Annotated in this window: 22 protein-coding genes; 8 read left to right on the plus strand and 14 right to left on the minus strand. The window is 71.0% G+C overall.

Going from position 1 to position 24,706, the window contains the following annotated elements:
• Positions 1-70 precede the first annotated feature (70 nt).
• Together C1N74_RS01075 and C1N74_RS01080 are read left to right on the plus strand one after the other, a co-directional pair.
• Entirely contained in the window at positions 71-340 is a 270-nt protein-coding gene (locus tag C1N74_RS01075) for a Rho termination factor N-terminal domain-containing protein (RefSeq protein ID WP_023953083.1), read from the plus strand.
• Between the two features lies 1 nt (position 341).
• Positions 342-1,304, plus strand: coding sequence for a DNA topoisomerase IB (locus C1N74_RS01080; RefSeq protein WP_023953082.1), 963 nt, complete (start codon positions 342-344; stop codon positions 1,302-1,304).
• A 105-nt stretch (positions 1,305-1,409) separates the two neighbouring features.
• Here C1N74_RS01080 and C1N74_RS01085 read toward each other — a convergent pair whose 3' ends face one another.
• From C1N74_RS01085 to C1N74_RS01120, 8 genes are all read right to left on the minus strand, one after another.
• Entirely contained in the window at positions 1,410-2,804 is a 1,395-nt protein-coding gene (locus C1N74_RS01085; protein ID WP_023953080.1) for an MFS transporter, read from the minus strand.
• Between the two features lie 161 nt (positions 2,805-2,965).
• A complete protein-coding gene (locus C1N74_RS01090) occupies positions 2,966-3,736 on the minus strand; it encodes an SDR family NAD(P)-dependent oxidoreductase (RefSeq protein WP_023953078.1) in 771 nt (256 codons plus the stop codon).
• Positions 3,737-3,747: 11 nt separating this feature from the next.
• Positions 3,748-4,719, minus strand: a complete 972-nt coding sequence (locus C1N74_RS01095; RefSeq protein ID WP_064955164.1) for a 3-hydroxyacyl-CoA dehydrogenase family protein — start codon at positions 4,717-4,719, stop codon at positions 3,748-3,750.
• A 23-nt stretch (positions 4,720-4,742) separates the two neighbouring features.
• On the minus strand, positions 4,743-5,690 hold the full coding sequence (locus tag C1N74_RS01100; RefSeq protein WP_137749785.1) for a sugar phosphate isomerase/epimerase: 948 nt from the start codon (positions 5,688-5,690) through the stop codon (positions 4,743-4,745).
• A gap of 93 nt (positions 5,691-5,783) precedes the next feature.
• Positions 5,784-6,506 carry a GntR family transcriptional regulator gene (locus C1N74_RS01105; protein ID WP_071918717.1) on the minus strand — a complete coding sequence of 241 codons (723 nt, stop codon included), beginning with the start codon at positions 6,504-6,506 and terminating at the stop codon, positions 5,784-5,786.
• A gap of 31 nt (positions 6,507-6,537) precedes the next feature.
• Positions 6,538-7,278, minus strand: a complete 741-nt coding sequence (locus C1N74_RS01110; RefSeq protein ID WP_023953071.1) for a triose-phosphate isomerase family protein — start codon at positions 7,276-7,278, stop codon at positions 6,538-6,540.
• 10 nt (positions 7,279-7,288) lie between these two features.
• Positions 7,289-7,744: a ribose-5-phosphate isomerase gene (locus C1N74_RS01115; protein ID WP_023953069.1), complete on the minus strand. Its 456-nt coding sequence runs from the start codon at positions 7,742-7,744 to the stop codon at positions 7,289-7,291.
• A gap of 1 nt (position 7,745) precedes the next feature.
• On the minus strand, positions 7,746-9,470 hold the full coding sequence (locus tag C1N74_RS01120) for a dihydroxyacetone kinase family protein (RefSeq protein WP_071918714.1): 1,725 nt from the start codon (positions 9,468-9,470) through the stop codon (positions 7,746-7,748).
• A 116-nt stretch (positions 9,471-9,586) separates the two neighbouring features.
• Between C1N74_RS01120 and C1N74_RS01125 the strand changes: the two genes are divergently transcribed.
• The 5 genes from C1N74_RS01125 to C1N74_RS01145 all read left to right on the plus strand — a co-directional run bounded on the left by C1N74_RS01125 (position 9,587) and on the right by C1N74_RS01145 (position 17,362).
• Positions 9,587-9,991, plus strand: coding sequence for a CrcB family protein (locus C1N74_RS01125; protein ID WP_023953065.1), 405 nt, complete (start codon positions 9,587-9,589; stop codon positions 9,989-9,991).
• Positions 9,988-10,374 (plus strand): CrcB family protein, encoded by a 387-nt coding sequence (locus C1N74_RS01130; RefSeq protein ID WP_023953064.1) that lies wholly within the window; start codon positions 9,988-9,990, stop codon positions 10,372-10,374. The genes C1N74_RS01125 and C1N74_RS01130 overlap by 4 nt, the downstream gene beginning before the upstream one ends.
• A gap of 120 nt (positions 10,375-10,494) precedes the next feature.
• A complete protein-coding gene (locus tag C1N74_RS01135; protein ID WP_258317964.1) occupies positions 10,495-13,926 on the plus strand; it encodes an efflux RND transporter permease subunit in 3,432 nt (1,143 codons plus the stop codon).
• Positions 13,927-14,332: 406 nt separating this feature from the next.
• On the plus strand, positions 14,333-16,591 hold the full coding sequence (locus C1N74_RS01140) for a DEAD/DEAH box helicase (RefSeq protein WP_137749786.1): 2,259 nt from the start codon (positions 14,333-14,335) through the stop codon (positions 16,589-16,591).
• A gap of 111 nt (positions 16,592-16,702) precedes the next feature.
• Complete coding sequence (locus C1N74_RS01145; RefSeq protein WP_137749787.1) at positions 16,703-17,362, plus strand: hypothetical protein; 660 nt, start codon at positions 16,703-16,705, stop codon at positions 17,360-17,362.
• A 22-nt stretch (positions 17,363-17,384) separates the two neighbouring features.
• Here the strand turns inward: C1N74_RS01145 and C1N74_RS01150 are convergent, their stop codons facing one another.
• Entirely contained in the window at positions 17,385-18,449 is a 1,065-nt protein-coding gene (locus C1N74_RS01150) for an Rv2578c family radical SAM protein (RefSeq protein ID WP_023953059.1), read from the minus strand.
• Positions 18,450-18,538: 89 nt separating this feature from the next.
• On the opposite strand from C1N74_RS01150, the gene C1N74_RS01155 reads away from it, so the two are divergent.
• The gene (locus C1N74_RS01155) at positions 18,539-19,738 is read left to right on the plus strand and encodes a M15 family metallopeptidase (protein ID WP_258317965.1); all 1,200 of its coding nucleotides are present in this window, start codon (positions 18,539-18,541) and stop codon (positions 19,736-19,738) included.
• 116 nt (positions 19,739-19,854) lie between these two features.
• On the opposite strand, the gene C1N74_RS01160 is transcribed toward C1N74_RS01155, so the two are convergent.
• The 5 genes from C1N74_RS01160 to C1N74_RS01180 all read right to left on the minus strand — a co-directional run bounded on the left by C1N74_RS01160 (position 19,855) and on the right by C1N74_RS01180 (position 24,690).
• Entirely contained in the window at positions 19,855-20,424 is a 570-nt protein-coding gene (locus C1N74_RS01160) for an ECF transporter S component (RefSeq protein ID WP_023953057.1), read from the minus strand.
• The gene (locus C1N74_RS01165; protein WP_258317966.1) at positions 20,421-21,332 is read right to left on the minus strand and encodes a siderophore-interacting protein; all 912 of its coding nucleotides are present in this window, start codon (positions 21,330-21,332) and stop codon (positions 20,421-20,423) included. The genes C1N74_RS01160 and C1N74_RS01165 overlap by 4 nt, the downstream gene beginning before the upstream one ends.
• Positions 21,333-21,441: 109 nt before the next feature.
• Positions 21,442-22,260, minus strand: coding sequence for an energy-coupling factor transporter transmembrane component T (locus tag C1N74_RS01170; RefSeq protein WP_137749789.1), 819 nt, complete (start codon positions 22,258-22,260; stop codon positions 21,442-21,444).
• Entirely contained in the window at positions 22,257-24,074 is a 1,818-nt protein-coding gene (locus C1N74_RS01175) for an ABC transporter ATP-binding protein (RefSeq protein WP_137749790.1), read from the minus strand. Before C1N74_RS01175 ends, C1N74_RS01170 begins: the two co-directional genes overlap by 4 nt.
• A gap of 73 nt (positions 24,075-24,147) precedes the next feature.
• Positions 24,148-24,690, minus strand: coding sequence for an ECF transporter S component (locus C1N74_RS01180; RefSeq protein ID WP_023953049.1), 543 nt, complete (start codon positions 24,688-24,690; stop codon positions 24,148-24,150).
• Positions 24,691-24,706: the final 16 nt, after the last annotated feature.

The raw sequence follows: 24,706 nt of genomic DNA on the forward strand, positions 1-24,706 counted from the left end.
TGCCTGTCAAGCACCTGCGACGGCCGTCGTGGCGGTCGTAATCTCGGCCTGACGAAGAGGGGAGACCGCCATGCCACAGGGACGCGGATCGAACAGTCTCAAAGACCCCGAGCTCTACGAGGAGCTGCGCGAGGACGGCGCCTCGAAGGAGAAGGCCGCTCGCATCTCGAACGCCGCCGCCCGTGACGGCCGCAAGAAGGTCGGCAGCCGGGGCGGGCAGTCCGGCGACTACGAGGACTGGACCGTCGACGAGCTGAAGAAGCGCGCCAAGGAACTCGGCATCTCCGGGTACTCGGGCAAGAAGAAGGCGCAGATCATCTCGATGCTGCGCAACCACTGAGGTGGCCCGACTCGTCCGGGTCCGACCCGATGTGGATGCCGGCATCCGGCGCATCCGCTCGGGCAAGGGCTTCCGGTACACGGACGCCGACGGCGGCGTGGTCGGGCGGCGCGATCTCGCCCGCATCCGCACGATCGTCATCCCGCCGGCGTGGCAGGACGTCTGGATCTGCGCGGATCCCCAGGGGCACATCCAGGTCGTCGGAACCGACGATGCGGGCCGCCGACAGTACATCTACCATCCCGACTGGACGCGCAGCCGCGACAAGGGCAAGTACGCGAGGGCGCTGCAGCTCGCCGAGTCCCTGCCGCGCGCCCGGTCCCGGGCGACCGCGTCGTTGCGTCGCGCCGACCTCGACCGCGAACGCGTCCTCGCGGCGGCATTCCGGCTGCTCGACCGCTCGGCGCTGCGCATCGGGTCGCAGCGCTACCTGCTGCAGCACGGCAGCCGGGGGCTGACGACGCTCCGGCGCCGCGACGCCTCGGTGGCCGACGCCGTCGTGAGCCTGGCTTTCTCGGGCAAGAGCGGGCAGCGGCAGGCGCTCGAGATCCCCGACCCCGATCTCGCGACGGCGATCATGCTGCTCATCGAGGGGCGGCCCTCGTCGCCGTTGCTCGCGTGGCAGCGGCAGCGCCGGCGGGTGCCGCTCACCCCGAACGACGTCAACGCGTACGTCCGCGCGCTGACCGGCGGCCCGTTCACCGCGAAGGACTTCCGCACGCTCCGAGGCACCGTCGTCGCGGCGGATGCCCTCGCCCGCATCGGCATCGCCGAGACCGCCCGGGCCGTGCATCAGGCCGAGGTCGAAGCGGTGCGCGCCGCGGCGACGGCGCTGGGCAACACCCCGGCGGTCGCGCGCAGCTCGTACATCGATCCGCGCGTGTTCGAGCGTTATCGCTCGGGGATGCTGCTCGACACGACCGTCTCGCCCGAGTCCGCCATCCGTTCCCTCGTCCTCGGTTGACGCCGACGGCGCAGCGCCCGAGCACTCACCGGGCAGCCTCGGCGCGACGCCGAAACGGCCCGGGCCGCACGAGGCGACACCGGGCCGTTCGAAACGCGCGACGCGTCAGCGGCGCTGGGGCTCTCCCGAGGTCAGGAGGGCGTCGGCCTTCGAGCTGAAGAACCGGGTCGCCCACATCATGACGGCGGCGAGGAACGCGAACAGACCCAGCGACACCACGCCCCAGGCTCCGCTCTCGGTCGGGACGGCCTCGTTGATCCCCGTGCGCATGATCGGGGCGACGAAGCCGCCCAGGTTGCCGAGGGAGTTGATGAGGCCGATGCCGGCTGCGGCCGCGGCCCCCGTGAGGAACGAGGTCGGGAACGACCAGGTGATGGGGCCCGTCGAGAGGAACGCCGCGACCGCGACGGTGATCGCGATGATGCCGAGCAGGCCCTGCCCGTTGGCTCCGGCCCACGCCGACACGAGGATGGCCGAACCCGTCACGAGGAAGAACAGGGCACCCCACACGCGGCGCCGGCGCACGGTGTCGGCGTGCTTGCCGACGTAGTAGCAGGCGAACAGGCCGACGGCCCACGGGATGGCGGACACGAGGCCGACCTGCCAGCCGACCGACTCTCCGATGAGGTTCGACACCTGCTGCGGCAGGTAGAACGTCGTGCCGTAGACGGCGATCTGCAGGCAGAAGTAGATGACGGTGAAGTACCAGACCTTCCAGCTGATGAGCGCCGCGCCGATGCCGCGGGGCCCATCGGATTCCTTCACGGTGTCTTCATGCTCCATCACCGCCTTCAGCGCGGCCTTCTCGTCGTCATCGAGGAACTTCGCCTTCTGCGGCGAGTCGACGAGGAAGAACAGGGCTGCGATACCGGCGACGACCGCCATCATGCCCTCGACGAAGAACATCACCTGCCAGCCGGCCCACGGGGTGACCTGGTCGCCGATGCTGATCAGGCCGCCCGACAGCGGGGCTCCCAGCATCTGCGAGAAGGGCTGCGCGAGGTAGAACAGCGCGAACATCTGCACGCGGCGCTTGTTGGGGAACCACTGCGCGAGGAACATGATGACGCCGGGGAAGAGGCCGGCCTCCGTGACGCCCAGGAGGAAGCGCAGCACGATGAACATCGTCTCGCCGTTGACGAAGGCGAAGAGCGACGCGACGATTCCCCAGGTGACCGCGATGCGGGCGAGCCAGAAGCGCGCGCCGAACTTGTCGAGCAGCAGGTTCGAGGGGATCTCGAAGAGGGCGTAGCCGATGAAGAAGATGCCGGCACCGAGGGCATAGGCCCCGGCCGAGATGCCCCGGTCGACTTCGAGAGCGGACTCGGCGAACCCGACATTCGTGCGATCCAGGAACGCGACGAAGTACAGGATGATGAGCATCGGCATGAGCCGGTAGGTGGCCTTCTTGATGCCGCTCGCCAGGTGCGGGCTGCTCAGCAGCTCATTCGCGACCGTGACGTTGGCCCGCGTGGCGGGACCGTAGTCCGATGAGGACACAGTGACTCTCCTTCGAGTTCGTGTGGGTGTGACGGAGTGACGAGGCGGCGGTTCAGCCGCCGAGTGAGGGGATGATCAGGACGAGGCCGACGACCACGCAGATCACCCCGATGGCCAGGAACCCGAGGCGTCCGCGGGACCAGTTGCGGTTCACGGGAGCCTCAGTGCATGTAGAGGCCACCGTCGACGTTCAGGGTCTGGCCCGTCACGAATCCGGCGTCCTCGCTGATCAGGTAGGCCACCGCCGCGGCGATGTCGGTGGGAGTGCCGATGCGCGGCAGCACGCCGTCGGCGGCCATCGCCTCCTTGCGCTCCTCCGTCAGCGTCCCGCCCATGATGTCGGTGTCGATCGGGCCGGGCGAGATGACGTTCGCCGTGATGCCGAGCGGACCGAGCTCTCGCGCGACCGAGCGCATCAGGCCGATCACACCCGCCTTCGCCGCCGAGTAGGGCGTCTTCGAGAAGGTGCCGCCACCGCGCTGCGCCGACACCGACGAGATGCCCACGAGGCGCCCCACGCCGTTCGCGACGAGCGTGCGGGCGACGCGCTGGGTGACCCAGTGCACGCCGTCGAGGTTGATCGACTCGACGCGGTGCCATTCCTCGGGGGTGACCTCGAGGTAGGGGATCGGGGACGAGACCCCGGCGAAATTCACGAGGGCGACGATCTGCGGCAGCGACGCCTCGAGCGTGTCGATCGCGGCGACGGCCTGCTGGCGGTCGGCCACGTTCGCGCCGACGCCGACGGCCCGCACACCGTGAGCCTCGGCGACCTCGGCGGCGGTGCGCTCGGCGGCCGCGGCGTCGACGTCGACGATGCCGACATGCCAGCCGCGCTCTGCCAGGTGGAAGGCGGTCGTGCGGCCGATGCCCCGGGGGCTCGCGGCGCCGGTCAGGATGACGGTGCGCTCAGCGGGGAAGACGGATGCCATGGCGTGTTCTCTCAGTCCTGTGCGGGGTGGATGGGGGCGGGGCCGAGCTCGTCGATGAGCTTCTTCATCGCGACGTACGCCTTGTTGCGGTAGGCGATGAGCTCGGGCGTGCGCTCGGCGGGGACGTCGAGGAACCCGGCGCCGGACTTCGTGCCGAGCTTCCCGGCCGAGACGAGCTGGTCGAGGATGGGCGGTGTCGCGAACCGCTCGGGGAACTCCGTCTGCAGCGACGCGTAGCAGAAGGCGTAGACGTCGAGCCCGGCCATGTCGGCGATCGCGAACGGCCCGAAGAACGGCAGCCGGAAGCCGAAGGTCGTGCGCACGATGGTGTCGATGTCCTCCGGCGTGGCGACGCCCTCCTCCACCAGCTGCGTCGCCTCGTGGAAGAGCGCGTACTGCAGGCGATTGAGCACGAACCCGGTCGCATCCTTCACCCGGGCGGTCTCCTTGCCCGTCGCGGCGACGATGGCCTCGACGACGGGGAGGACCGCCTCGTCGGTGCCGGCGTGCGGGATCAGCTCGACGCCGGGGATGAAGGGAGCGGGGTTGGAGAAGTGCACGCCGAGAAACCGGCCGGGGTTCGTCACGGCTTCGGCGAGACGGCCGATGAGGATCGTCGAGGTGTTGCTGCCGATGATCGCGTCGGGCGCGGCCGCAGCCGAGATGCGGCGGAGGGTCGCGTGCTTGATCTCGATCTTCTCGGGCACCGCCTCCTCGATGAAGGAAGCGCCGGCGACGGCATCCTCGATCGTCATCGCCGTGATGCGCTCCGCGATGACGGCGCTGGCGTCGGCGGGGAACAGGCCGTCGGCGGTGAACTGCGCTGCCTCGGCGATGAGGCGGTCGCGGTTGCCGCGGGCGACTTCGATGTCGACATCGGCGATGCGCACGTCGGCGCCGGACAGGGCGAGCGACTGCGCGATGCCGCCGCCCATGTAGCCGCTGCCCACCACCGCGTACACGGGGCGTTCGTTCTCGGTCATGACGTTCTCCTCGTCGGTGTCGGTCAGGCTTCGGCGGTCGCCGGAAGCAGGGAGGTCAGGTAGTCGCGGTTGCGGGCGCAGACGCCGAGGCTGTCGCCGCCGTACTGCTCCATGAGGAACGGGCCGCGGAATCCGAGCTCGAGCGCGCGGGCGACCATCGCCCGGTAGTTGATGAGGCCGAGCTCCATGCTCGTCGGCGTCGAGGTCTGCCAGCTGCCGTCGGCCGCCTCGTCGCGCGCGTAGTTCTTCATGTGCCAGTAGTTGGCGTAGGGGAGGGTCTTCTCGTGCATCTCGCGCCAGTCCTCGATGGGGCGGTGCAGGCGCACGAGGTTGCCGATGTCGGGGTTGAGGCCGACGTTGTCGAGCCCGATCTCCTCGATGAGGCGCACCGCGCTCTCGGCGGTGCCGAGGTAGGTGTCCTCGTACATCTCGAGCGACATCGGCAGACCGACGGATGCTGCGTGCTCGCCGAGTTCGCGCAGGCGGCGGACCGCGAGCGCGCGGGTGTCGGCGTCATCGGGGTCGACCGCGCCCGGCGCGGTCCAGAACCACAGGGCCGCGCGCTGCGCCTCGCTGAAGGGCTGGTGGAGGCCGGTCGAGAAGACGCGCATGCCGAGCTCGGCCGCCGCGTCGATGGCGCGGTGCGCGTACGCGAGGTTCTCTTCGCCCTTGCCGGGCTGGATGACGCTCTGGCGCTGCACGTGCACCGAGACGAGCTCGATCCCGTGGCTCGTCGCGACGGACTTCAGCTCGGCGCGACGGGACGCGGTCAGCTCGGATGGACGGATGTGGCTGTCCGCGATCTCGATCGCGGTGAAGCCGAGCCGCTCGACCTGCGCGAACACGTCGTCCCAGGTCTCGGCGGGTGCGTCGTGCAGACGCGTTCCGTCTGCGGCGACCGGGGCGAAGCCGTGCATGCAGACCGCGATCGGGCCGGGCGTGGGGGTGGACGGGTGCGACGGTGCATTCATGGCGACTCCATTGGCGAGCGGGTCCGGCTGAGGACTCCCGTAGATCCTATAGGAAATAGAGAACGCTGCAAGAGAGAGTTCGCGGCGACGGGTTCAGGCCTGCTCGAGCCCGAGCGATCGCTGGCGCACCTGCTCGAGGTGATGGAGCATCGACCGCTCGGGAGCGTCGGGGTCGCCCGTGGCGAACGCGTCGACGAGGGCCTCGTGCTCGGCGATCGCCTCGCGCACGTCGGTCACGCCGTGCCGCACCGACTGCCGCATCCGGTGCAGCTGCGCGCCGAGGGTCTCGGACATCTCGGTGAGATACCGGTTGCCGCAGTGGTCGAACACGACGCGGTGGAACGCGGCGTCCGCGACGAAGTATGCGGCGGTCAGCTCCAGGTCGGCGGCCCCCGCGTTGAGGGCCTCGATGACGCGCTTGCCGATGCTGCGGTGCTCCTCCTCCGCCGCGCGGAGCTCGTCGATCATCTCGGGCGAGGCGGGCGTCGCGAGGCGCGTGGCATGCGTCTCGAGCATGATGCGGGCGTCGAAGAGCTCGCGCAGCTGGTCGAGACCGAGGGGTGGGGCTACCCGATAGCCGCGCAGTGCCTCGCGCGTGACGAGCCCGGTGCGTTCGAGCTGCACGAGCGCTTCGCGCACCGGGGTCTGCGATACGTCGAGCTGGCGCGCGATGGTGTCGATCGACAATCGGCGGCCGGGAACCGCCTCGCCGCTGAGAAGCAGCTGGAGGATCCGCTCGTAGACGTGATCGCGCAGGCCGCGCCGCTCGATCGTGGCATCGAGTCCCCGCAGGTTGCCGTCCCGTGATGCGGTCATCGTCCCTCTTCCGGTTCGCACGGAGCGCACCTCACCCCGAGAGGGCGTCCACCTCATCGAGGATGTCACGAACCGCGCGCGGGTCGTGCGCGAACCGGCCGAGGAACAGGCCGTCGACGGCGTCTGAGATCGTCGACAGCAGCCCCGGCCCCGCACTGCCGCCGTAGATGATCGAGATCTCGCGATCGACGGCGCCGATCCGGGATCGCAATCCCGAGCAGATCGAGCGGATGTGATCGGATGTCGCGGGTGCCGGCGCACCGATCGCCCACAGCGGTTCGTAGGCGATGACCACCGCGCCGGTCGCGGCCGCCTCGTCGGCATCGGCGAGGGCGCTGCGCACCTGCTGCGCGCAGGTCGCGATCGCGGCGTCGAGCCCCGCCTCGTCCTCCTCGCCGACGCAGATGACCGGGACGAGGCCGTTCCGCAGCGCGGCGTGGGTCTTCGCCGACACCACGCTCTCGGTCTCGCCGAACAGGCGGCGCCGCTCGGCATGGCCGACCTCGGCGTAGCGGCATCCGACCTCGGCCAGGACCGCGCCCGAGACCTCGCCGGTGTAGGCGCCGGTGTCGTGCACGGCGAGGTCCTGTGCCCCGACCGCGAGCCGCCCCGCGCGCTCGAGCGCGCCGGGGATCGAGGGGAACTGGGGCGCCACGAACGCCGTGACCCGGTCGCGTGCGGGGTGCTCGTCGAGGATCGCCGCCACCTCCGATACCCAGCTCAGCGTGCGGGCGTGCGAGAAGTAGGTCTTCAGGCTCGCGCCGATGATCATCGGGCGGACCTCACCCCTCTTCGTACGCGCAGATCTCGCGCACCTTCTCGGCCGAGGCGCTCGAGGTGTCGAAGGTGTAGGTGAGCCATTCCGCCGCGAGGCGCCGCGCCAGCTCGATCCCCACGACGCGCTGGCCCATGCAGAGCACCTGGGCGTCGTTCGACAGGATCGACCGCTCGACCGAGTACGAGTCGTGCGCCGTGACGGCGCGGATGCCGGTGACCTTGTTCGCCGCGATCGCGACGCCGAGCCCCGTGCCGCAGATGAGGATCGCGCGGTCGGCCTCGCCGTCGCGCACGCGCTCGGCAGCGGCCGTCGCGACCGCGGGGTAGTTGGTGTGGCTGTCGGCGTCGACGCCGACGTCGATGACCTCGGCGACCAGGGGGTTCGCCTCCAGGTCGGCCTTGATGCGTTCCTTGTACTCGTAGCCGGCGTCATCCGAGCCGACGATCAGTCGCAGTGCCATGTCAGGCGTCCTCCTTCAGGACATCGAGAACCGTGCGGGTCACCAGCGCGAACGAGACCGCGCCGGGGTCGGGGGTGCCGAGGCTGCGGTCGCCGTGCGTACGGGCACGACCGAGCCGGGCGGTGAGCTGGGCGGTCGCCTCGGCGGCGGCCTGTGCGGCGTCGGCGGCGGTGGCCCACGCGTCGAGCAGGTCATCTCCCTGGGCGAGTCGGTCGCGGAGCGTGTCGGCGAACGGCACGATCGCGTCGATCATCGTCTTGTCGCCGACCGTGGCCTTGCCGAACGACATCACGGCATCCTTCATGCGCCCGACGCCCGCGGACAGCAGGGCGGCGTCGACCGCATCGTCGTCGCCGAGGGCCGCACCGAGGTCGAGGAGCATCTCTCCCCAGATCGCACCCGACGTGCCCCCGCCCTTGTCGGCCCAGGCGTCGCCGGCGTGCTGCAGCGCCGTCCGTGCGCCCGCGCCGGCCGCGACGGCGCGCGAGGCGGCGGCCGCGGCCGCGCGACTGCCGCGCTGCATGCCGATGCCGTGGTCGCCGTCGCCCGCGATGCGGTCGATGCGCCCGAGCTCCTCGGCCTGCTCGTCGAGCATCGCGGCGACGGCGTCGAGGGCGCGGGCGGCGACGGCGGACGCGCGGCGCGACGCCTCGGATGCGGGCCCGATCGCCTCGGTCTCATCGTCGTCGTCATCGGCGGCAGCGGCCACCGCGACGCGGCCCTCGACCGAGCCACGACGGAACGCGGGGGTGTCGCATGAGGCATGCCACAGCCGATCGAGCTCGTCGTCGAGCCAGAGGAGGGTGAGCGAGACGCCGGCCATGTCGAAGCTCGTGCAGAACTCGCCGACCTCGGGCGAGGTGACCTCGACCCCGGCTTCGGTCAGCAGGCGGTCGACCGCCGCGTACACGACGTAGAGCTCCTCGTACTTCACCGAGCCGAGACCGTTGAGGATCGGCACGACGCGACCGGTCGGGGCGGCGCCGTCCGGTCGTTCTTCGAGCAGGCGCTCGACGAGCAGCTTCGCGAGCTCGGCGGCGGTGGGGATGTCGACCTCGTCGATGCCGGGTTCGCCGTGGATGCCGAGACCGACCGCCATGCGTCCCTCGGGCACCGTGAAGAGCGGCTCGGTCGCGCCCGGAAGGGTGCAGCCGCCGAAGGCGACCCCCAGTGAGCGGGTGCGGTCGTTGGCGTGCCGGGCGAGGCGCTCGACGTCGTCGAGATCGAGGCCCTCCTCCGCGGCCGCGCCGGCGATCTTGAAGACGACGAGATCGCCCGCGATGCCCCGGCGCTTCTCGCGCTCGTGCGCGGGTGCGCTGGAGATGTCGTCGGTGACCGTCACGGTGCGGCAGTCGACTCCCGCCTCGCGAAGGCGGTCTTGGGCCTGGGTGAAGTGCAGGACGTCGCCGGCGTAGTTGCCGTAGCTGAGCAGCACGCCGCGGCCCTCATGAGCGGCCTTCGCGACCGAACGCACCTGGTGGGCCGACGGCGACGCGAACACGTTGCCCATGACCGCGCCGTGCGCCAGACCGGGGCCGACGAGGCCCGCGAACGCGGGGTAGTGGCCGCTGCCGCCCCCCACGACGACAGCGACCGTCGGCTCCGCGCCGCGGGTCGAGCGGACGACGCCTCCCGTGACGGGGCGGACCCATCGGGCGGATGCCGCGACGAAGCCGGCGACGGAATCCTCGACGAACTCGTCGGGGTCGTTGAACAGACGCGTCATTGCGTTCTCCTCTGCGATGGGGGAGCGAACCTTTCGTCGATCCTATAGGAAATGAGTCTAGGTGTGACCCGGAGTGGCGGCATCCGTCGGTGCATGCCGGGGTCTACGGTGGCGACGTGATCGAGCGGGCGCGCATCTCGCCGCTCACGCTGGTCCTCGTCGTGATCGGCGGTGCGGCCGGAGTCGCCGTGCGCGCCGCGATCACCCTGCCGTTCACGGGATGGGCTCACCCGCTCGCGGTGCCCGCGCTCACGCTCGGCTGCAATCTGCTCGGATCGTTCCTGCTCGGCGTCGTCGTCGGGCGGTGGGCGGTGAGCCGGCCGCGGCTCCGGGCGTTCGCCGGCACCGGCGTGCTCGGCGGCTTCACGACCTACAGTGCCTTCGCCGTGCAGTCGATACAGGTCGCCACCGCCGCCCCCGTCGTCGGTCTGGCCCTCGTCGTGGTGAGCCTCGTGGGAGGACTCGTCGCCGCGGCACTCGGGCTGGCCCTCGGCACCCGTCGCGAGAGGGATGCCGCATGAACGGCGTCAGCGGCGGGATGCTCGTGGCCCTCGTCGTCGCGGGCGGTGCGGGAGCCGGCATCCGCTACGTGCTCGACGTCGTGGTCACGCGGGGGCGGCGCGACGCCTTTCCCGTCGGCATCCTGATCGTCAACGTCACCGGCTCGGGACTCCTGGGGCTGCTGACGGGACTCGGCGCGCTCGTCGCGCCCGACTGGCTGGCCGTGCTCGGGGTCGGGCTGCTCGGCGGATACACGACGTTCAGCACGGTGTCGGTCGAGACGATCCAGCTCGCGCGGCGCGGCCGGCGCGATTGGGCGATCGTGAACCTGGTCGGCACCTTCGCCGTGGCCGTCGTCGCCGCGGCGATCGGCATCGTCATCGGGGGATTGCTCCCAGGCTGAGCCCACGCTGCGTCGGCGACCGCGTGGGATACTGAAGTCGATACATCCATGTATCGACGAGCGCATCGCGCCCGCCTGCATCACACCTACAGCGCCGGTCCGGTGCGCCCGAGGAAACCTGTGTCGAAACTCGCCGTCCTGAGCCTGAAGAATCGCGCGCTCATCGCACTCATCACGATCGTCGCCGCGGTGTTCGGAGGCCTCGCGCTCACCAACCTCAAGCAGGAGCTCATCCCCTCGATCGAGCTGCCCCAGCTCTCCGTGGTCACGACCTACCCCGGCGCCTCGCCCGAAGTCGTCAACACGGATGTCTCGACCCCCATCGAGACCGCGATCCAGGGTGTTCCCGGGCTCGAATCGACGACGGCGACCAGCTCGACGAACGCCTCGATCATCCAGGCCTCGTTCACCTACGGTACCGACCTGGCGACGGCCGAGCAGAAGATCCTGCAGGCCATCAACCGGATCGACAGCCAGCTGCCCGACGGGGTCACCCCGAGCGTGCTGAGCTTCTCGCTGGATGACCTGCCCGTGATCCAGTTGGCCGTCACCGGCTACGACGACGCCGAATCGGTGCAGGCCCGGCTCGAGAGCACCGTCATCCCCGATCTCGAAGACGTCGACGGCGTCAACGCGGCCCAGGTCGTCGGCGGCCGCGTCGAGCGCATCACGATCACCCCCGACCAGGCGGCGCTCGCCGAGGCCGGCTTCACGCAGCAGGCCATCCGCGACGCCCTCGACCAGAACGGCGTGCTGTTCCCCGGCGGCGAGATCACCGAGGGCGACCAGTCGCTGACCGTGCAGACCGGCGCGAAGATCGCCTCGGTCGACGAGCTGTCGGCGCTGCCGCTCGTGCCGACGGATGCCGCGCAGCTCGCCGGCGGCACGACGACGATCGGCGATGTCGCGACCGTCGCGCAGGAGCCGTCGCCGATCACCTCGATCTCGCGCGTCGATGGCGAGCCCGCCCTCACCATCGCGGTCACGAAGCTGCCCGCCGCGAACACCGTCGACGTCTCCCGCGGCGTCCTCGACGCGCTGCCCGCGCTCGAGGACGACCTCGGCGGAGACGCGCAGTTCACCGTCGTATTCGATCAGGCGCCGTTCATCGAGCAGTCGATCGAGGCCCTCGCGCAGGAGGGCCTGCTGGGGCTCGTGTTCGCGGTGCTCGTGATCCTCGTGTTCCTGCTGTCGGTGCGCTCGACGATCGTCACCGCGATCTCGATCCCCACGAGCGTGCTCATCACCTTCGTCGGCATCCAGGCATTCGGCTACTCGCTGAACATCCTGACCCTCGGCGCCCTCACGATCGCGATCGGCCGCGTCGTCGACGACTCGATCGTCGTCATCGAGAACATCAAGCGGCACTACGTCGAGGGAGCCGACAAGCTCGCGGCCATCACCCTGGCCGTTCGCGAGGTGGCCGCCGCCATCACGGCGTCGACGATCACGACCGTCGCGGTGTTCCTGCCGATCGCCTTCGTCGGCGACCTGACCGGCGAGCTGTTCCGGCCCTTCGCGCTGACCGTCACCATCGCGATGTCGGCGTCGCTGTTCGTCTCGCTGACGATCGTGCCGGTGCTGGCGTACTGGTTCCTGCGCCCCGGCAAGCCCGTCGTCACCCCCGACGGCCGGCGCATCGACCCCGAAGACCCCGAAGCGCCGCCGTCGCGACTGCAGAAGGCGTACCTGCCGATCCTCCGCTGGACCCTGCGTCACTCGGCCGTCACCCTCGTGCTCGCGGTTCTCGTGCTTGGTGGCACGCTCGCCGCCGTGCCGCTGATGAAGACGAACTTCCTCGGCGACTCCGGTCAGAACACCTTCACGATGACGCAGACGCTCGGGCCCGCGGCATCCCTCGAAGCGGAGGATGCCGCCGCCCAGCGCGTCGAGGACGCGATCACCGGCCTCGAGGGGATCGACGCCGTGCAGGTGTCGATCGGCTCGTCCGGATCTCAGCTGCGCGACGCCTTCTCGGGTGGAGGCGGCGGAGTCACCTACTCCATCACGACCGACAGCTCGGCCGACCAGCTCGACGTCCGCGACCGCGTGCAGCGCGCCGTCGCCGACCTCGAAGGCGTCGGCGACATCCAGATCGCCGCGGGCGGCGGCGGATTCGGCTCGAGCGACATCGAGATCGACGTCACCGCGCCCGACCAGACGGCGCTGCGCGAAGCGACCGACGCGGTCGTCGCCTCGCTGCAGGATGCCGACGGCGTCAGCCAGGTCACATCGAACCTCTCGGCCTCGCTGCCGTACATCGCCGTGACCGTCGACCGCGACGCGGCGGCATCCCGTGGCCTGTCGGAGGTCGCGGTCGGCGGCATCGTCTCGGGCACGATGCAGCCGCAGTCGATCGGCACCGTCGAGATCGACGACACCTCGCTCACCGTCTACCTCGCGGCGTCGCAGGCGCCCGCGTCGATCGACGAGCTGCGTCAGCTGACGATCCCGACGGCCGGCGGTCCCATTCCGCTGCAGGACGTCGCGACCGTCGAGCAGAGCGAGGGACCGACCTCGATCACGACGCAGCGCGGTCAGCGCACCGCGACGGTCACCGTGACCCCCTCGGGCGACGATCTCAACGCGGCATCCGTCATCGTCTCGGACGCGCTCGACACCGTCGAGCTGCCGCAGGGCGCGGATGCCGAGATCGGCGGCGTGCTCACGCAGCAGCAGGACGCCTTCGGACAGCTCGGGCTCGCCGCGCTCGCCGCCATCCTCATCGTCTACATCGTGATGGTCGCGACCTTCAAGTCGCTGCGGCAGCCCCTGCTGCTCCTCATCTCGGTGCCGTTCGCGGCGACGGGGGCGATCCTGCTGCAGATCGCGACGGGCGTGCCGCTCGGCGTCGCCTCGCTCATCGGTGTGCTGATGCTCATCGGCATCGTCGTGACGAACGCGATCGTGCTGATCGACCTCGTGAACCAGTACCGCGAGAAGGGGCTGTCGGCCCACGACGCGACGATCGCGGGAGGGTCGCGGCGTCTGCGACCGATCCTCATGACCGCGCTCGCGACCATCTTCGCGCTGACGCCCATGGGCCTCGGGATCACCGGCCACGGCGGCTTCATCTCGCAGCCGCTGGCGATCGTCGTCATCGGCGGGCTCATCTCGTCGACCCTGCTGACCCTGCTCGTGCTGCCGACCCTCTACAACCTCGTCGAGGGGGCGCGCGAGCGCCGGGCGGCGCGGCGCCGGGGTGACGTCGGTGCGGGTGCTGGTTCTGTTTCGGGTGCTGGTTCGGCGGGGGACGGGGCGTCTGCGGCGCCGATGACCCGGCGCGAGCGGCGCCTCGCGGAGGCGGCGACGGCCGAGCCGACCCACCTCGTCGTTCCGGTCGACGGTTCGCCGGATGCGCCCACGCATCTCGTCATCCCCGTCGCGCCGGATGACCACGACCACGCTGGTGCCCGTGGTGCTGGTGGTGCTGGTGCTGGTGGTGCTGGACGGCCGGCGGATTCCGGCGAGCCGGGTGCTGGGTCGTCCCGTCGGCAGGCTCAGCGCATCCCCGGACCGTCTCGCGGACCCCGTCGCCGCCGCCTGGTCTGATCGCGGCACGCTCCGGGCTCGCTCCGGGCTCGCACCGGGCCGTCGGCTTGCCGGCTTGCCGCGATGCAAGAAATCGCCCGCGGCGCGCCGTGGCCGGGAGCGAGCGCCGGGGTGTTGCGCCGAAACCCTTGCATCGCAGCATCCATTGCCCCGGCCCCCGACCCCGGCCTTTGCTGCCCGCCCCGGCGCCGCGGCGGGCCGATTCTCAGGCGGATGCCGTATGGTGGGCGGGTCGGCTCTGGGCAGCGCGTGATCGCGACAGGTTTTGTGAGTCCATGGGGCCGATGGTGAGCGCCGATCGGCGCGCATGACCATCATGTGAATGGCCCCCGGCCGACGGATGTCCGGGTTTGCCCGCGTGCGCGCGGGCGCTGTTCTCGTGCAGAGAACCCAGAAGGACACACCCATGCCCAAGAACAAGAAGCCGGCCGGCGGCCGCGCGCAGAACTTCGAGCCCCGCTACGGCAAGAAGACCTCGTACCAGGACGCGAAGCGTCGCCCCGGACAGTCGTCGGCGGGAACCCCCGGTAGCAAGAGCCCGGGGCACCGCGGTTACCGCGCCGAGAGCGAAGACACCGGCCGCAAGAACCGCTGGTCTTCACAGGACCGTGCGGGTCGTGACGAAGCCCGCGGCATCCGTTCGCAGGCCCGCGACGACCGCGGCGGACGTGGCGAGCGCTCCTTCCGTGACGACCGGGGCGGTCGCGATGACCGAGCGCCTCGCGAGCAGCGCGGCTACGGAAACGACCGCCGATCGGATGCCGGTGGCCGACGCCCCTACGAAGCGCAGCCTCGCGACGACCGCCGGACCTTCGGCGACGCGCGTCCCTCGTTCCGCGACGACCGTCCGCGCCGTGACTTCGGCGACCGCCCGACGCGCTCGTTCGACGACCGTCCGCGTCGCGACTTCGGTGAGCGTCCCCGCCGCGACGACCGCCCCGCGCGTTCGTTCGATGACCGTCCGCGTCGTGACTTCGGCGACCGTCCGAACCGTGACGACCGTCCCCGTCGTGACGATCGCCCCGCGCGCTCGTTCGATGACCGTCCGCGCCGTGACTTCGGCGACCGTCCGAACCGCGATGACCGTCCGCGTCGCGACTTCTCGGACCGGCCGCGTCGCGACGACCGACCGGCGCGTTCGTTCGATGACCGTCCCCGTCGTGACTTCGGCGACCGTCCGAACCGCGATGACCGTCCCCGTCGTGACTTCGGCGACCGTCCGAACCGCGATGACCGTCCGCGCCGCGACTTCTCGGACCGGCCCCGCCGCGACGACCGCCCGGCACGTTCGTTCGATGACCGCCCGCGTCGCGACTTCGCCGACCGTCCGAACCGTGACGACCGTCCCCGCCGCGACTTCGGCGACCGCCCGAACCGTTCGGACTGGAATGCCGAGACCAAGTCGAAGGCCCACCAGGACCACGTCGACACCGTCCACGAGCGCCTGCAGGCGGAGGCCGTGGATGCGGCATCCGTCGCTCAGTCGTCGTTCGCCGACCTCGGCCTCGGCGACAACATCGTCCGTCAGCTCGAGGCTCTCGGCGCAGCATCCCCGTTCCCGATCCAGGCGGCCACCATTCCGCCGATCCTCGAGCGCAAGGATGTGCTCGCCCGCGGCCGCACCGGCTCGGGCAAGACCATCGCGTTCGGCGCTCCGCTCGTCGAGTCGATCCTGCGCAGCCAGGCCGGCAAGCGCCGCGAGTTCGGGCGTTCACCGAAGGCCCTGATCCTCGCACCGACACGCGAGCTCGCGCTGCAGATCGACCGCACCGTGCAGGCGATCGCGCGCAGCGTCGGCCTGTTCACGACGCAGATCTACGGCGGAGTGCCGCAGGCGCGTCAGGTCGGTGCGCTCAAGAAGGGCGTCGACATCATCATCGGCACCCCGGGGCGCATCGAGGACCTGCAGAACCAGGGCAAGCTCGACCTCTCCGAGGTAGCAATCGTCGTGCTCGACGAGGCTGACCACATGAGCGAGCTCGGCTTCCTCGAGCCCATGCAGCGCATCCTCCGCCTCGTGCAGGACGGCGCGCAGAAACTGCTCTTCTCCGCGACGCTCGACCGCGAGGTCGCGGCGCTGGTCGACGAGTTCCTCGTCGAGCCCGCCGTCTACGAGGTCGCGGGCGAGAGCCAGGACACCTCGACCATCGACCACCGCGTGCTCGTCCTCGACCACCGCGACAAGGCCGAGATCCTCAACTCCCTCGTCGATCGCGACGGTAAGACCCTCGTCTTCGCCCGCACCCGTGCCTACACCGAGATGCTCGCCGAGCAGTTCGAGGACGCCGGGATCGCGGCGGTCGCGCTCCACGGCGACCTCAACCAGGGCAAGCGCACGCGCAACCTGCAGCGTCTGACCGACGGCAAGGTGCGGGTGCTCGTCGCAACGGATGTCGCTGCCCGCGGCATCCACGTCGACGACATCGATCTGGTGATCCAGGCCGACGCTCCCGATGAGTACAAGACGTACCTGCACCGTGCGGGCCGTACCGGCCGTGCCGGTCGCTCGGGCGCGGTCGTCACCCTCATCACGCGTCAGCGCCGCCGCCGCATGACCGAGATGCTCGAGCGTGCCGAGATCGACGCCCCCTTCGACGATGTGCGCCCCGGCGACGACATCCTCGAGGAGGTCTCGGGCCGACAGCTCGCGAACGTCGACGCCTGACCCGACGCCCTGCCCTCGCGCGCGTGCGCGGGGGCCGGTGCGCATTAGCGACATTCTCATGAAGGCGCGACCGGGTTCCCCTGCACGGCGGATGCCGCTGAGCTGAGGAGCATGCATCGCACACGAGCACTCTCGATCGGGACCGCCTGCGCTGCCGCGGTTCTATTGCTGTCGGGATGCACAGTCCCCGGCTCGGAGGTCGCGCCCGCTGCGACCGAGCCGGGCTCGTCGGCGGCGTCTCCCCCCTCGTCGGCCGCGCACTCGTCCCCGACGCCGACCGCGACAGCTGAGCCGCAGCGGACCGGAATACCGGCGCACTTCGCCATCCCGGAGTGCGCGGCTCAGGTCGATGATGCGATCGTCCAGGCCGCCTTCGGCGCCGACGTCGTGCTGATCGCCGACACGACGGACACGTGGAAGCCGGTCGGACCCGCGGCCCAAGACGCGCTCGCCGCGTCCGATGATGCGACGGCCTGCCTGTGGGGTGTGCCCAGATCAGGACGAGCGGTGTCGATAGCGGTCGTCAGCGCTTCGGAGGCGGCTCCCCGCCTGATCGCGGCACTCCGCGACGCGTCCGACACCTTCACGGAGGAACGCTCGGGCACCGCGACCGTCTTCACCGGCGACGCCATCGAGGCGGGTGATGTGAGCACGGCCGTGACCTACGTGTTCGACGGTGCCGCATGGATCACCGTCGGCGGCGGAGAGCTCGCGACGCCCGACACGACCCGCGACGTCGCCCTTGCGGTCCACTCCGCGCTCCCGCGCTGACGGCATCGCCGCCCTCCCGGCTTCAGAAGAGGGTGGGAACGGATGCCGTTGCAGCGGCGCGGCCGCGCGAGGTCGTGACGACCGGTCCCGGCCGGAACCGTCGGGTGCTCGGCTGCGCCTCTTCCTCTTCGAGACCGCCGCGCAGTCGATGCCGCGCGAGCAGGGGTCGAACGCGCGCTGCGAGCATGCGCCGGTAGCCCTGAGGTGCCTGCACCGCGGCCCCGGGGTACAGGCCGCGGTACACCGGCAAGAGGTCGGGGCGTTCACGCGCGAGCCACTGCTGGAACCATGGTTTGACGCCCGGTCGCAGGTGCATCGCGCCGTAGACGACGCGGGCGGCGCCGGCATCTGCGATCCGGCTCAGGGCATCGTCGAGTACCTCGGTCGAATCGGTGAGGTGCGGCACGATCGGCATGAGGAACACCGTCACCCGGAACCCCGCGGCGCTGGCCGCTCGCACCGTGTCGAGGCGCGCGGCGAACGTCGGCGCGCCGGGTTCGAGCAGTTGGCGCAACGGCTCGTCGAGCACCGCGATCGACATCGCGAGATCGACCGGCACGGAACGCGCCGCCTCGGCCAACAGTGGCAGATCGCGTCGCAGCAGCGTGCCTTTCGTCAGCACCGAGAACGGCGTGCCGCTGTCGACGAGTGCCGTGATGATGCCGGGCATCAACCGGTAGCGGCCCTCGGCGCGCTGGTAGGGATCGGTGTTCGTGCCGAGGGCGACCTGCTCGCGTGCCCAGCTCGGCTTCGAAAGCTCCCGACGCAGCACGTCGGCGACGTTCAGCTTGACGACGATCTGCGAGTCGAAGTCGGCCCCCGCGTCCATGTCGAGGTACTCGTGCGTGCCACGGGCGAAGCAGTAGACGCAGGCATGCGTGCATCCCCGGTACGGATTGACCGTCCAGTCGAACGGCATCGCCGACGGGCCCGGAACCCGGTTGAGCGCCGAGCGTGACATGACCTCGTGGAAGGTCACTCCCGCGAACTCGGGCGTCGTCACCGAGCGCACGAGGCCATTGAGCGTTTCGAGGCCGGGCAGAGCAGCGGCATCCGCCACGCCCACCTGCTGCCCCTGCCATCGCATGAGAAGATTCGAACAGAAATTCGAAGCGATGTCAATCACGAAGGAGGCGTAACCGGCGGCCGGCGGGCTCGCAGGGCAGAATGGGGGTCGTGGCGCACCCGACCGAGCCGGAGACGCGTCGCTCGCGACGCGAGCGGTCGCCGGAGACGCGACCCCTTCCGACGCGCCGTGAGCTGCGCGAGCGCGCCGCCGGTTCCGGGTCTGCCGTGTCGCGTCCGCCGGAGGATGCCGCATCCGCGCCGGCGCGCGAGGGTGGTGGCTCGTCCGAGCCCGGCGTCCTGACGGCGTCCGTCCGTTTGCCGGCATCCGTCTATGTCCGCCGCCGCGCCGTCGCCGGCGCTGCGGCCCTCGCGCTCGTCGGGCTCGTCGTCGCGGGTGCCATCGGCACCACGTCGGCGCTGAGCGGATCGGATGCCGCTGCCGCCGACCCCGTCGCCGCGCTCCTCGGCGATACGGCGGGCAACGCGCCCACCGCGTCGAGCCTCCCCGCGCCCGCGCAGTCCGGTGACGCGGACTCCGCTGCGCAGCCGGTCGACGATGCCGCGACGGATGCCGCCGCCGCGGGCGACATCTGCTCAGCTCCGGGCTTCGCGGAGGCGCTCTCGTCCGGCTCGGACGCCGACGTCATCGCCGCGGCAGGGGGAGCCGAGCCCTTCCGCGCCGCGATCACCGCCGGGGCGGCCCCGTGCATCGACCTGCACGAGGCCGGGCGCACCTGGGTCGTGGTCAACAAGCTCAACGCGCTCGATCCGATCGACTACTGGCCCGAGCCGCAAGCGCGCGCCGAGGGCGTCGAGCGGACCAGCGGGGGGCACATGCGTGCGGACGTCGCAGCAGCCCTCTCGCAGCTCGCGGCAGCCGCGAGAGACGAGGGTGCGGGCACGATCGGGGTCAACAGCGGGTTCCGCTCGTACGACTTCCAGGTGTCGACGTACCGCAACTACGTCGGTCAGCTCGGACAGAGCAACGCCGACCTCACCAGCGCCCGCCCCGGCCACAGCGAGCATCAGACCGGCCTCGCCGTCGATGTCGTCGCGTGCGACGGGGGATGCGGAGCCATCGAGCAGTTCGGCGGCACGGCGCAGTCCGACTGGGTGGCCGCCAACGCGCATCGCTTCGGCTTCATCATCCGTTACCCCGACGGCCGCACTGACACGACCGGCTACGAGTACGAGCCCTGGCACCTGCGCTACATCGGTCCCGAGCTGGCGGCGCTCTACGCAGACGGCGGCTACCGCACCCTCGAAGACTTCTTCGGGATGCCCCCGGCCCCGACCTACGCCGACTGACCTGCCGCGGCGCTCGCCGGGCCGTCGACTCGCCAGGTTCTGCGGATGCTGCACCCCCCCGCATCCGCATTTTTCGGCGAGTCGACGGAGGAGGGAAGGGGAAGGGGAAGAGGGGGTCAGGCGGGGGTGCGGCGGCGGGCTAGGGTCGCGACGCCGGCGGCGCGCAGGCGGTCGCCGATCAGGATGCCGAGCCACGTGGCCACGAGGCAGCTCCCGATGCACAGGGCGATGAACCCGACGAGCACGGGCGTGGCCATGCTCCACAGGTCGAACGACTGCGCCGCGAAGACCGGGTAGGTCGCACCGATGATCGCGGCACCCGCGTAGTGCAGCCACGTGTTCCAGCGCCGGTAAAGCGTCGCGAGGAACGGCAGCTCGGGGAAGAACGACCAGTACAACATCGTCGCGACCGATCCGATAGTGAAGAACGGCGCGAGCACGAGCCCCGAGATCAGCCCCACGAGCAGCCCCGCTCCCGGTCGTTGCAGCAGCCTGAGAGCGATGACGGCGGGGAGAACCCACAGCCCGGCGATCGCCACCGTCGCGAACGGCACCGTGAGGAACAAGGTCGTCGATGCGACCCACGCAGGCGCGAGCAACGCGCTCGCCGCGACGCCGATCGCTGCGCAGGTCAGCAGGTACGCCGTCGAGACGCGTGCGGCGCGAGATCGGGCCGAGGTGCTCATGCCGTTGCCTCCGATTCCGCCGACCTCGGAGCCGCGTCGGAGGGCGCGTGCTGTTCCCTCGCCTGCGACCTCGGAGCCGGCGATCCCGCGCCCTCGCGCCAGTAGCCGACGAAACTGATCTGCTCCTTCGGGATGCCGTGGTCGGCGATGAGCATCCGTCGAGCGGTGGTCGGCAGCGACTGCTCACCGACGACGAAGGCATGGAGCGGCTGCGCAGGCACGGCGCCCGGCGCCAACGCGCTCAGCGCTGCGAGGGCGGCTGACCCCGGCTTCGCGTCGGGCGCCCGGACGAGCCACCGGACATCGAGCTCCGGAGGCGCTTCGATCTCGAGCACGTCGTCGCTCGACGGAGCCTCGATGAGCGCCATCCCGGATGCCGTTCCCGGCAACGATGCGCAGATGGAGGCCACGGCCGGTGCACCCGTCTCGTCTGCGACGAGCAGCACCCGGTCGACACCTCGCTCGGGGTTGAAGCGCAGTCCCTCGTCGATGATGACGACGCTGTCTCCCGCGTGGGCCTGCGAGGCCCAGCGCGAGGCGGGGCCGGCGGTCGGTCCCGAGCCGTGCAGCACGAAGTCGACGTCGATCTCGGCGCCGCCCGACGGTCCCGACGGCCGGTACGCACGCACCGAGTAGTTGCGCATGACCGGCCGCTCGCCCTCGGGGATACGGAGGTACTTGAGGTACCCGAACAGCTTGTTGGCCTTCGCGGGGATGCGATCGAGGGCCTCATCGCCGCCGAGCGGCAGGAAGAGGCGGAACCACTGGTCGTAGCCGAGCGGCACGAACCGGTCGATGTCGCCGCGGCCGAACGTCACCCGCATCCAGTGCGGAGCGAGCCGCTCGGCGCGCAGCACCTCCAGACGCACCAGGCCGGGCGTCGTGGGCTTGACGAGGTTGCGGGTCATGCGCAGCATCCTTTCCGGGCTCGCCACAACCCGTCGACTCGCCAGCAAATGCGGATGCGGGTGCCCCCGCATCCGCGATACGTGGCGACTCGACGGGGTGTGGCCGGCATCAGGGGGTCCAGGGGAAGAGGGGAATGAGGATCGCGGCCGAGGCGATCCAGAAGACCACGATGAAGACGACGTCACGCCGCCGGAACGGTACGAGGTGGCGCTCGCTGCGATCGCGGTGTGCGCCGAAGGCGCGCGAGTCCATCGCGAGTGCGACGCGTTCGGCGTGGCGGATGGCTCCTGCGAGCAGGGGGACGACGTAACCTCCCCACCGCGCGATCGCGGCGAACGGCCCCCGCCCACCGTGCGCACCGCGCACCCGGTGCGCCTGCCTGATGAGGTCGAGCTCGTAGCCGAAGCGCGGCACGAACCGGAACGCCGCGAGCGCCGTGTAGCCGACGCGGTAGGGCACCCGCAGCTGCTGGACGGTCGCCCGCACGAGGTCCGGCCCCGTCGTGGTGAGTCCGGCGATGAACGCCAGCGCGGCGATCGCTCCGAGCCGCAACCCGGTCGCCATCCCGATCTGCAGCGCCCCGGCGTGCAGGCTCCACGCGCCGAGCTGGAGCAGCACGGGGGTGCCGGCCACCCGCGCAGCGTCGACCCACAGCGACATCCCCGCGCCCACGAGCAGGATGCCGACCGGCACGGCGACCGCGAGCAGCAGAACGGTGCGGAGCGTCCAGCGCGCACCGACGATCAGTACCGCGTAAGCGAGCGCGAGGATCGCGAGCGGCGTCACGAGGTCGCGCGTGAAGATCAGCGCGACCATCGCGGGGACGGGCGCCGCGAGCTTGGCCAGCGGGTTGAGCCGGAACAGCAGCCGACGCGATGCCGGCGCGGCCGCGTAGGGATCGATCGTGGTGGTCGCCGTCGCGCTCATCGCCGGCCTCGCGGGTCTCGAGGGCCTCGCGGCAGATCGCGGAGACGCGCGACTCCCGCCAGCTCCGGGAACACGTCGAGTCCGTGCAGGGCGCGCCGCAGCGGCGGCATCCGAAGCGCCGCGGAACGCAGGAGCTCGTCGTCGCCGAGGATGTCTGCGGTCGGACCGTCGGCGACGATGCGGCCGTCTCCGACGACGACGCAGCGCTCGGCGTACTCGCTCACCAGCTGCATGTCGTGCGTGACGACGAGGATCGTCGTGCCATCGCGGTTGAGGTCGCGCAGCAGGTGCAGCAGCTCATCGGCGCGCGCGCGGTCCTGGCCGAACGTCGGCTCGTCGAGCGCCAGCACGGGAGCGCCGGCGATGAGCGCTGTGCCGACCGAGAGCCGACGCTTCTGACCGCCGGACAGCAGGAACGGATGCCGGCCGGCGTGCGCCTCGAGGCCGAAGCGGCGCAGCATCCGATCGACGGGCTCGCGGATCTCCTCGGCGGGCACCCGCTGGCGCCGCAGGCCGTGGGCGAGCTCGTCGAACACGGTGTGCGCGACGAACTGGTGCTCGGGGTTCTGGAAGACGAACCCGATGCGCTCCGCCACCGCGCGCGGGTCCGCCCGGCTCGGGTCGATACCGCCGACGTCGATGCGCCCGCGCGGTCCCCGGACGACGCCCGCGATCGCCTGGACGAGGCTCGTCTTCCCCGCCCCGTTCGCGCCGACGATCGCGACGAACTCGCCGGTCGCGACCTCGAGGTCCACGTCGTGCAGCACCGTCGTCCGGCCTCGACGCAGCGTCAGACCGCGCACCGAGACGGCGGGTGCGGTCGCGAGCCTCGGAGATTCGCGCGAAACTCGGAGCGGACCGGGGGATGTCTCCGACGACGGTGCAATCGTCCGATTCTCGCGCCCGGATGCCGCGGCCTCGAGCCCCGCGCGCAGCTCTTCGGGCGTCAGGGGGAGCGGGTCGAGCGGGTAGCCGGCCTCGCGCAGGTGCAGGGCCGCGAGGGTCGAGATCGGCAGCCACACACCGATCTCGTGCAGCTCGGCCGCCCGTTCGCGCAGCACCGCGTCGATCGGGCCGTCGGCGATCGTGCGGCCGCCGTGATCGAGGACGACGACGCGGTCGGTGAAGCCGATCGCCGCGTCGAGATTGTGCTCGACGAGCAGGATCGCCCGGTCGCCGGCGGCGGCGATCTCGCCCAGAGCGGCGTAGACGTCTTCGATGCCCTCGGGGTCGAGGTTCGCGGTGGGCTCGTCGAGCACGAGCAGGGGCGAGTCCATCGCCAGCGCGCACGCGATCGCGAGGCGCTGGCGTCCCCCGCCGGAGAGGCGGTCGGGGTTCTCGTGCCGACGCTCCCAGAGACCCATCCGGCGCAGCGCCCGCTCGCTGCGGTCGAGGACGTCGTCGACGGGAAGCCGCAGGTTCTCGGGGCCGAAGGCGACCTCGTCGAGCAGGGTGCCGGTGACCAGCTGCGCGTCGGGGTCCTGGAACACCATGCCGACACGGGTGCTCAGGCGCGGAATCGGGGTGGTCGCGGCATCCTCGCCCGACACGAGCACCGTGCCCTCGGTCGTCGCCGGGATCGATTGGGGGATGAGCCCGTTGAGCGTCAGCGCGACCGTCGACTTGCCCGAACCGCTGGGCCCCAGCAGCAGCACGATCTCGCCGGGAGTAACGGTGAACGACGCGCCGCGCGTCGCCGCGGCATCCGATCCCTCGTAGGTCACGGCGAGATCGCGCACGGCGAGCAGCGGCGCGGATGCGGTCGCGGCGACCGGCGTCCCCGCCGTGGCGGCACCGGATGCGGCGGATGTCACGGGCGTCCTCGGATCGGATCGGTTGCGCTTAGCTTAGCCGACCCTAACTTGGGCTCGGAAGGCCGGCAGGGGCTCAGCGCCGGGCGACGCCGGCGCGGCGGAGGCCGACGCCGATCCACAGGCCGATCGCCGTCCAGACGACGGGGCCGAGCACGGCCAGGATCAGGTAGGTGATCTGAGCCCACAGCGGGAGGGCGCTGAGATGAGCGGCGAAGAACACCGCGAGGGCGACGACGACGCCGATGACGAGACCCGAGACGAAGAACCGCCAGGGCGCCCACGAGCGATAGCGGACGAGAGCGGCGACGCCCTCCTGCAGGCCACCGAAAAGCACGGCGGTCCCCAGGAACTGAAACGTGTAGGGCGGCGCGACGGCCGACGATGCGAGCGCCGCGATCAGGTGCGTGATGAGCGCGACCCAGGGCAGCCGCAGGGTCTCCTGCGCGACGATTCCCGGCAGCACGTGGATGCCGAGGAGGAAGCCGTAGACGATCGGCAGACCCGTGATGACGGGGACGGCGAGCCATCCCTCGATGCCGCCGAGCAGACCTGTGGCGACGCCGATGGCAGCGCAGACGAGCAGAACGCGCGTCGAAAGGCGGGATGCCGGGGCCACCCGCCCAGCCTATGGG

This window comes from Microbacterium sp. SGAir0570, assembly GCF_005491085.2.
GTDB classification, from domain to species: Bacteria; Actinomycetota; Actinomycetes; order Actinomycetales; family Microbacteriaceae; genus Microbacterium; species Microbacterium arborescens.

What these genes read in the sequence shown, in the direction of transcription:
- C1N74_RS01075 (WP_023953083.1), top strand. Translation starts at nt 71, where the DNA reads ATGCCACAGGGACGCGGATCGAACAGTCTCAAAGACCCCGAGCTCTAC.
- C1N74_RS01090 (WP_023953078.1), bottom strand. Translation starts at nt 3,736, where the DNA reads ATGGCATCCGTCTTCCCCGCTGAGCGCACCGTCATCCTGACCGGCGCC.
- C1N74_RS01095 (WP_064955164.1), bottom strand. Translation starts at nt 4,719, where the DNA reads ATGACCGAGAACGAACGCCCCGTGTACGCGGTGGTGGGCAGCGGCTAC.
- C1N74_RS01100 (WP_137749785.1), bottom strand. Translation starts at nt 5,690, where the DNA reads ATGAATGCACCGTCGCACCCGTCCACCCCCACGCCCGGCCCGATCGCG.
- C1N74_RS01105 (WP_071918717.1), bottom strand. Translation starts at nt 6,506, where the DNA reads ATGACCGCATCACGGGACGGCAACCTGCGGGGACTCGATGCCACGATC.
- C1N74_RS01110 (WP_023953071.1), bottom strand. Translation starts at nt 7,278, where the DNA reads ATGATCATCGGCGCGAGCCTGAAGACCTACTTCTCGCACGCCCGCACG.
- C1N74_RS01115 (WP_023953069.1), bottom strand. Translation starts at nt 7,744, where the DNA reads ATGGCACTGCGACTGATCGTCGGCTCGGATGACGCCGGCTACGAGTAC.
- C1N74_RS01120 (WP_071918714.1), bottom strand. Translation starts at nt 9,470, where the DNA reads ATGACGCGTCTGTTCAACGACCCCGACGAGTTCGTCGAGGATTCCGTC.
- C1N74_RS01130 (WP_023953064.1), top strand. Translation starts at nt 9,988, where the DNA reads ATGAACGGCGTCAGCGGCGGGATGCTCGTGGCCCTCGTCGTCGCGGGC.
- C1N74_RS01140 (WP_137749786.1), top strand. Translation starts at nt 14,333, where the DNA reads ATGCCCAAGAACAAGAAGCCGGCCGGCGGCCGCGCGCAGAACTTCGAG.
- C1N74_RS01145 (WP_137749787.1), top strand. Translation starts at nt 16,703, where the DNA reads ATGCATCGCACACGAGCACTCTCGATCGGGACCGCCTGCGCTGCCGCG.
- C1N74_RS01150 (WP_023953059.1), bottom strand. Translation starts at nt 18,449, where the DNA reads ATGCGATGGCAGGGGCAGCAGGTGGGCGTGGCGGATGCCGCTGCTCTG.
- C1N74_RS01160 (WP_023953057.1), bottom strand. Translation starts at nt 20,424, where the DNA reads ATGAGCACCTCGGCCCGATCTCGCGCCGCACGCGTCTCGACGGCGTAC.
- C1N74_RS01165 (WP_258317966.1), bottom strand. Translation starts at nt 21,332, where the DNA reads ATGACCCGCAACCTCGTCAAGCCCACGACGCCCGGCCTGGTGCGTCTG.
- C1N74_RS01170 (WP_137749789.1), bottom strand. Translation starts at nt 22,260, where the DNA reads ATGAGCGCGACGGCGACCACCACGATCGATCCCTACGCGGCCGCGCCG.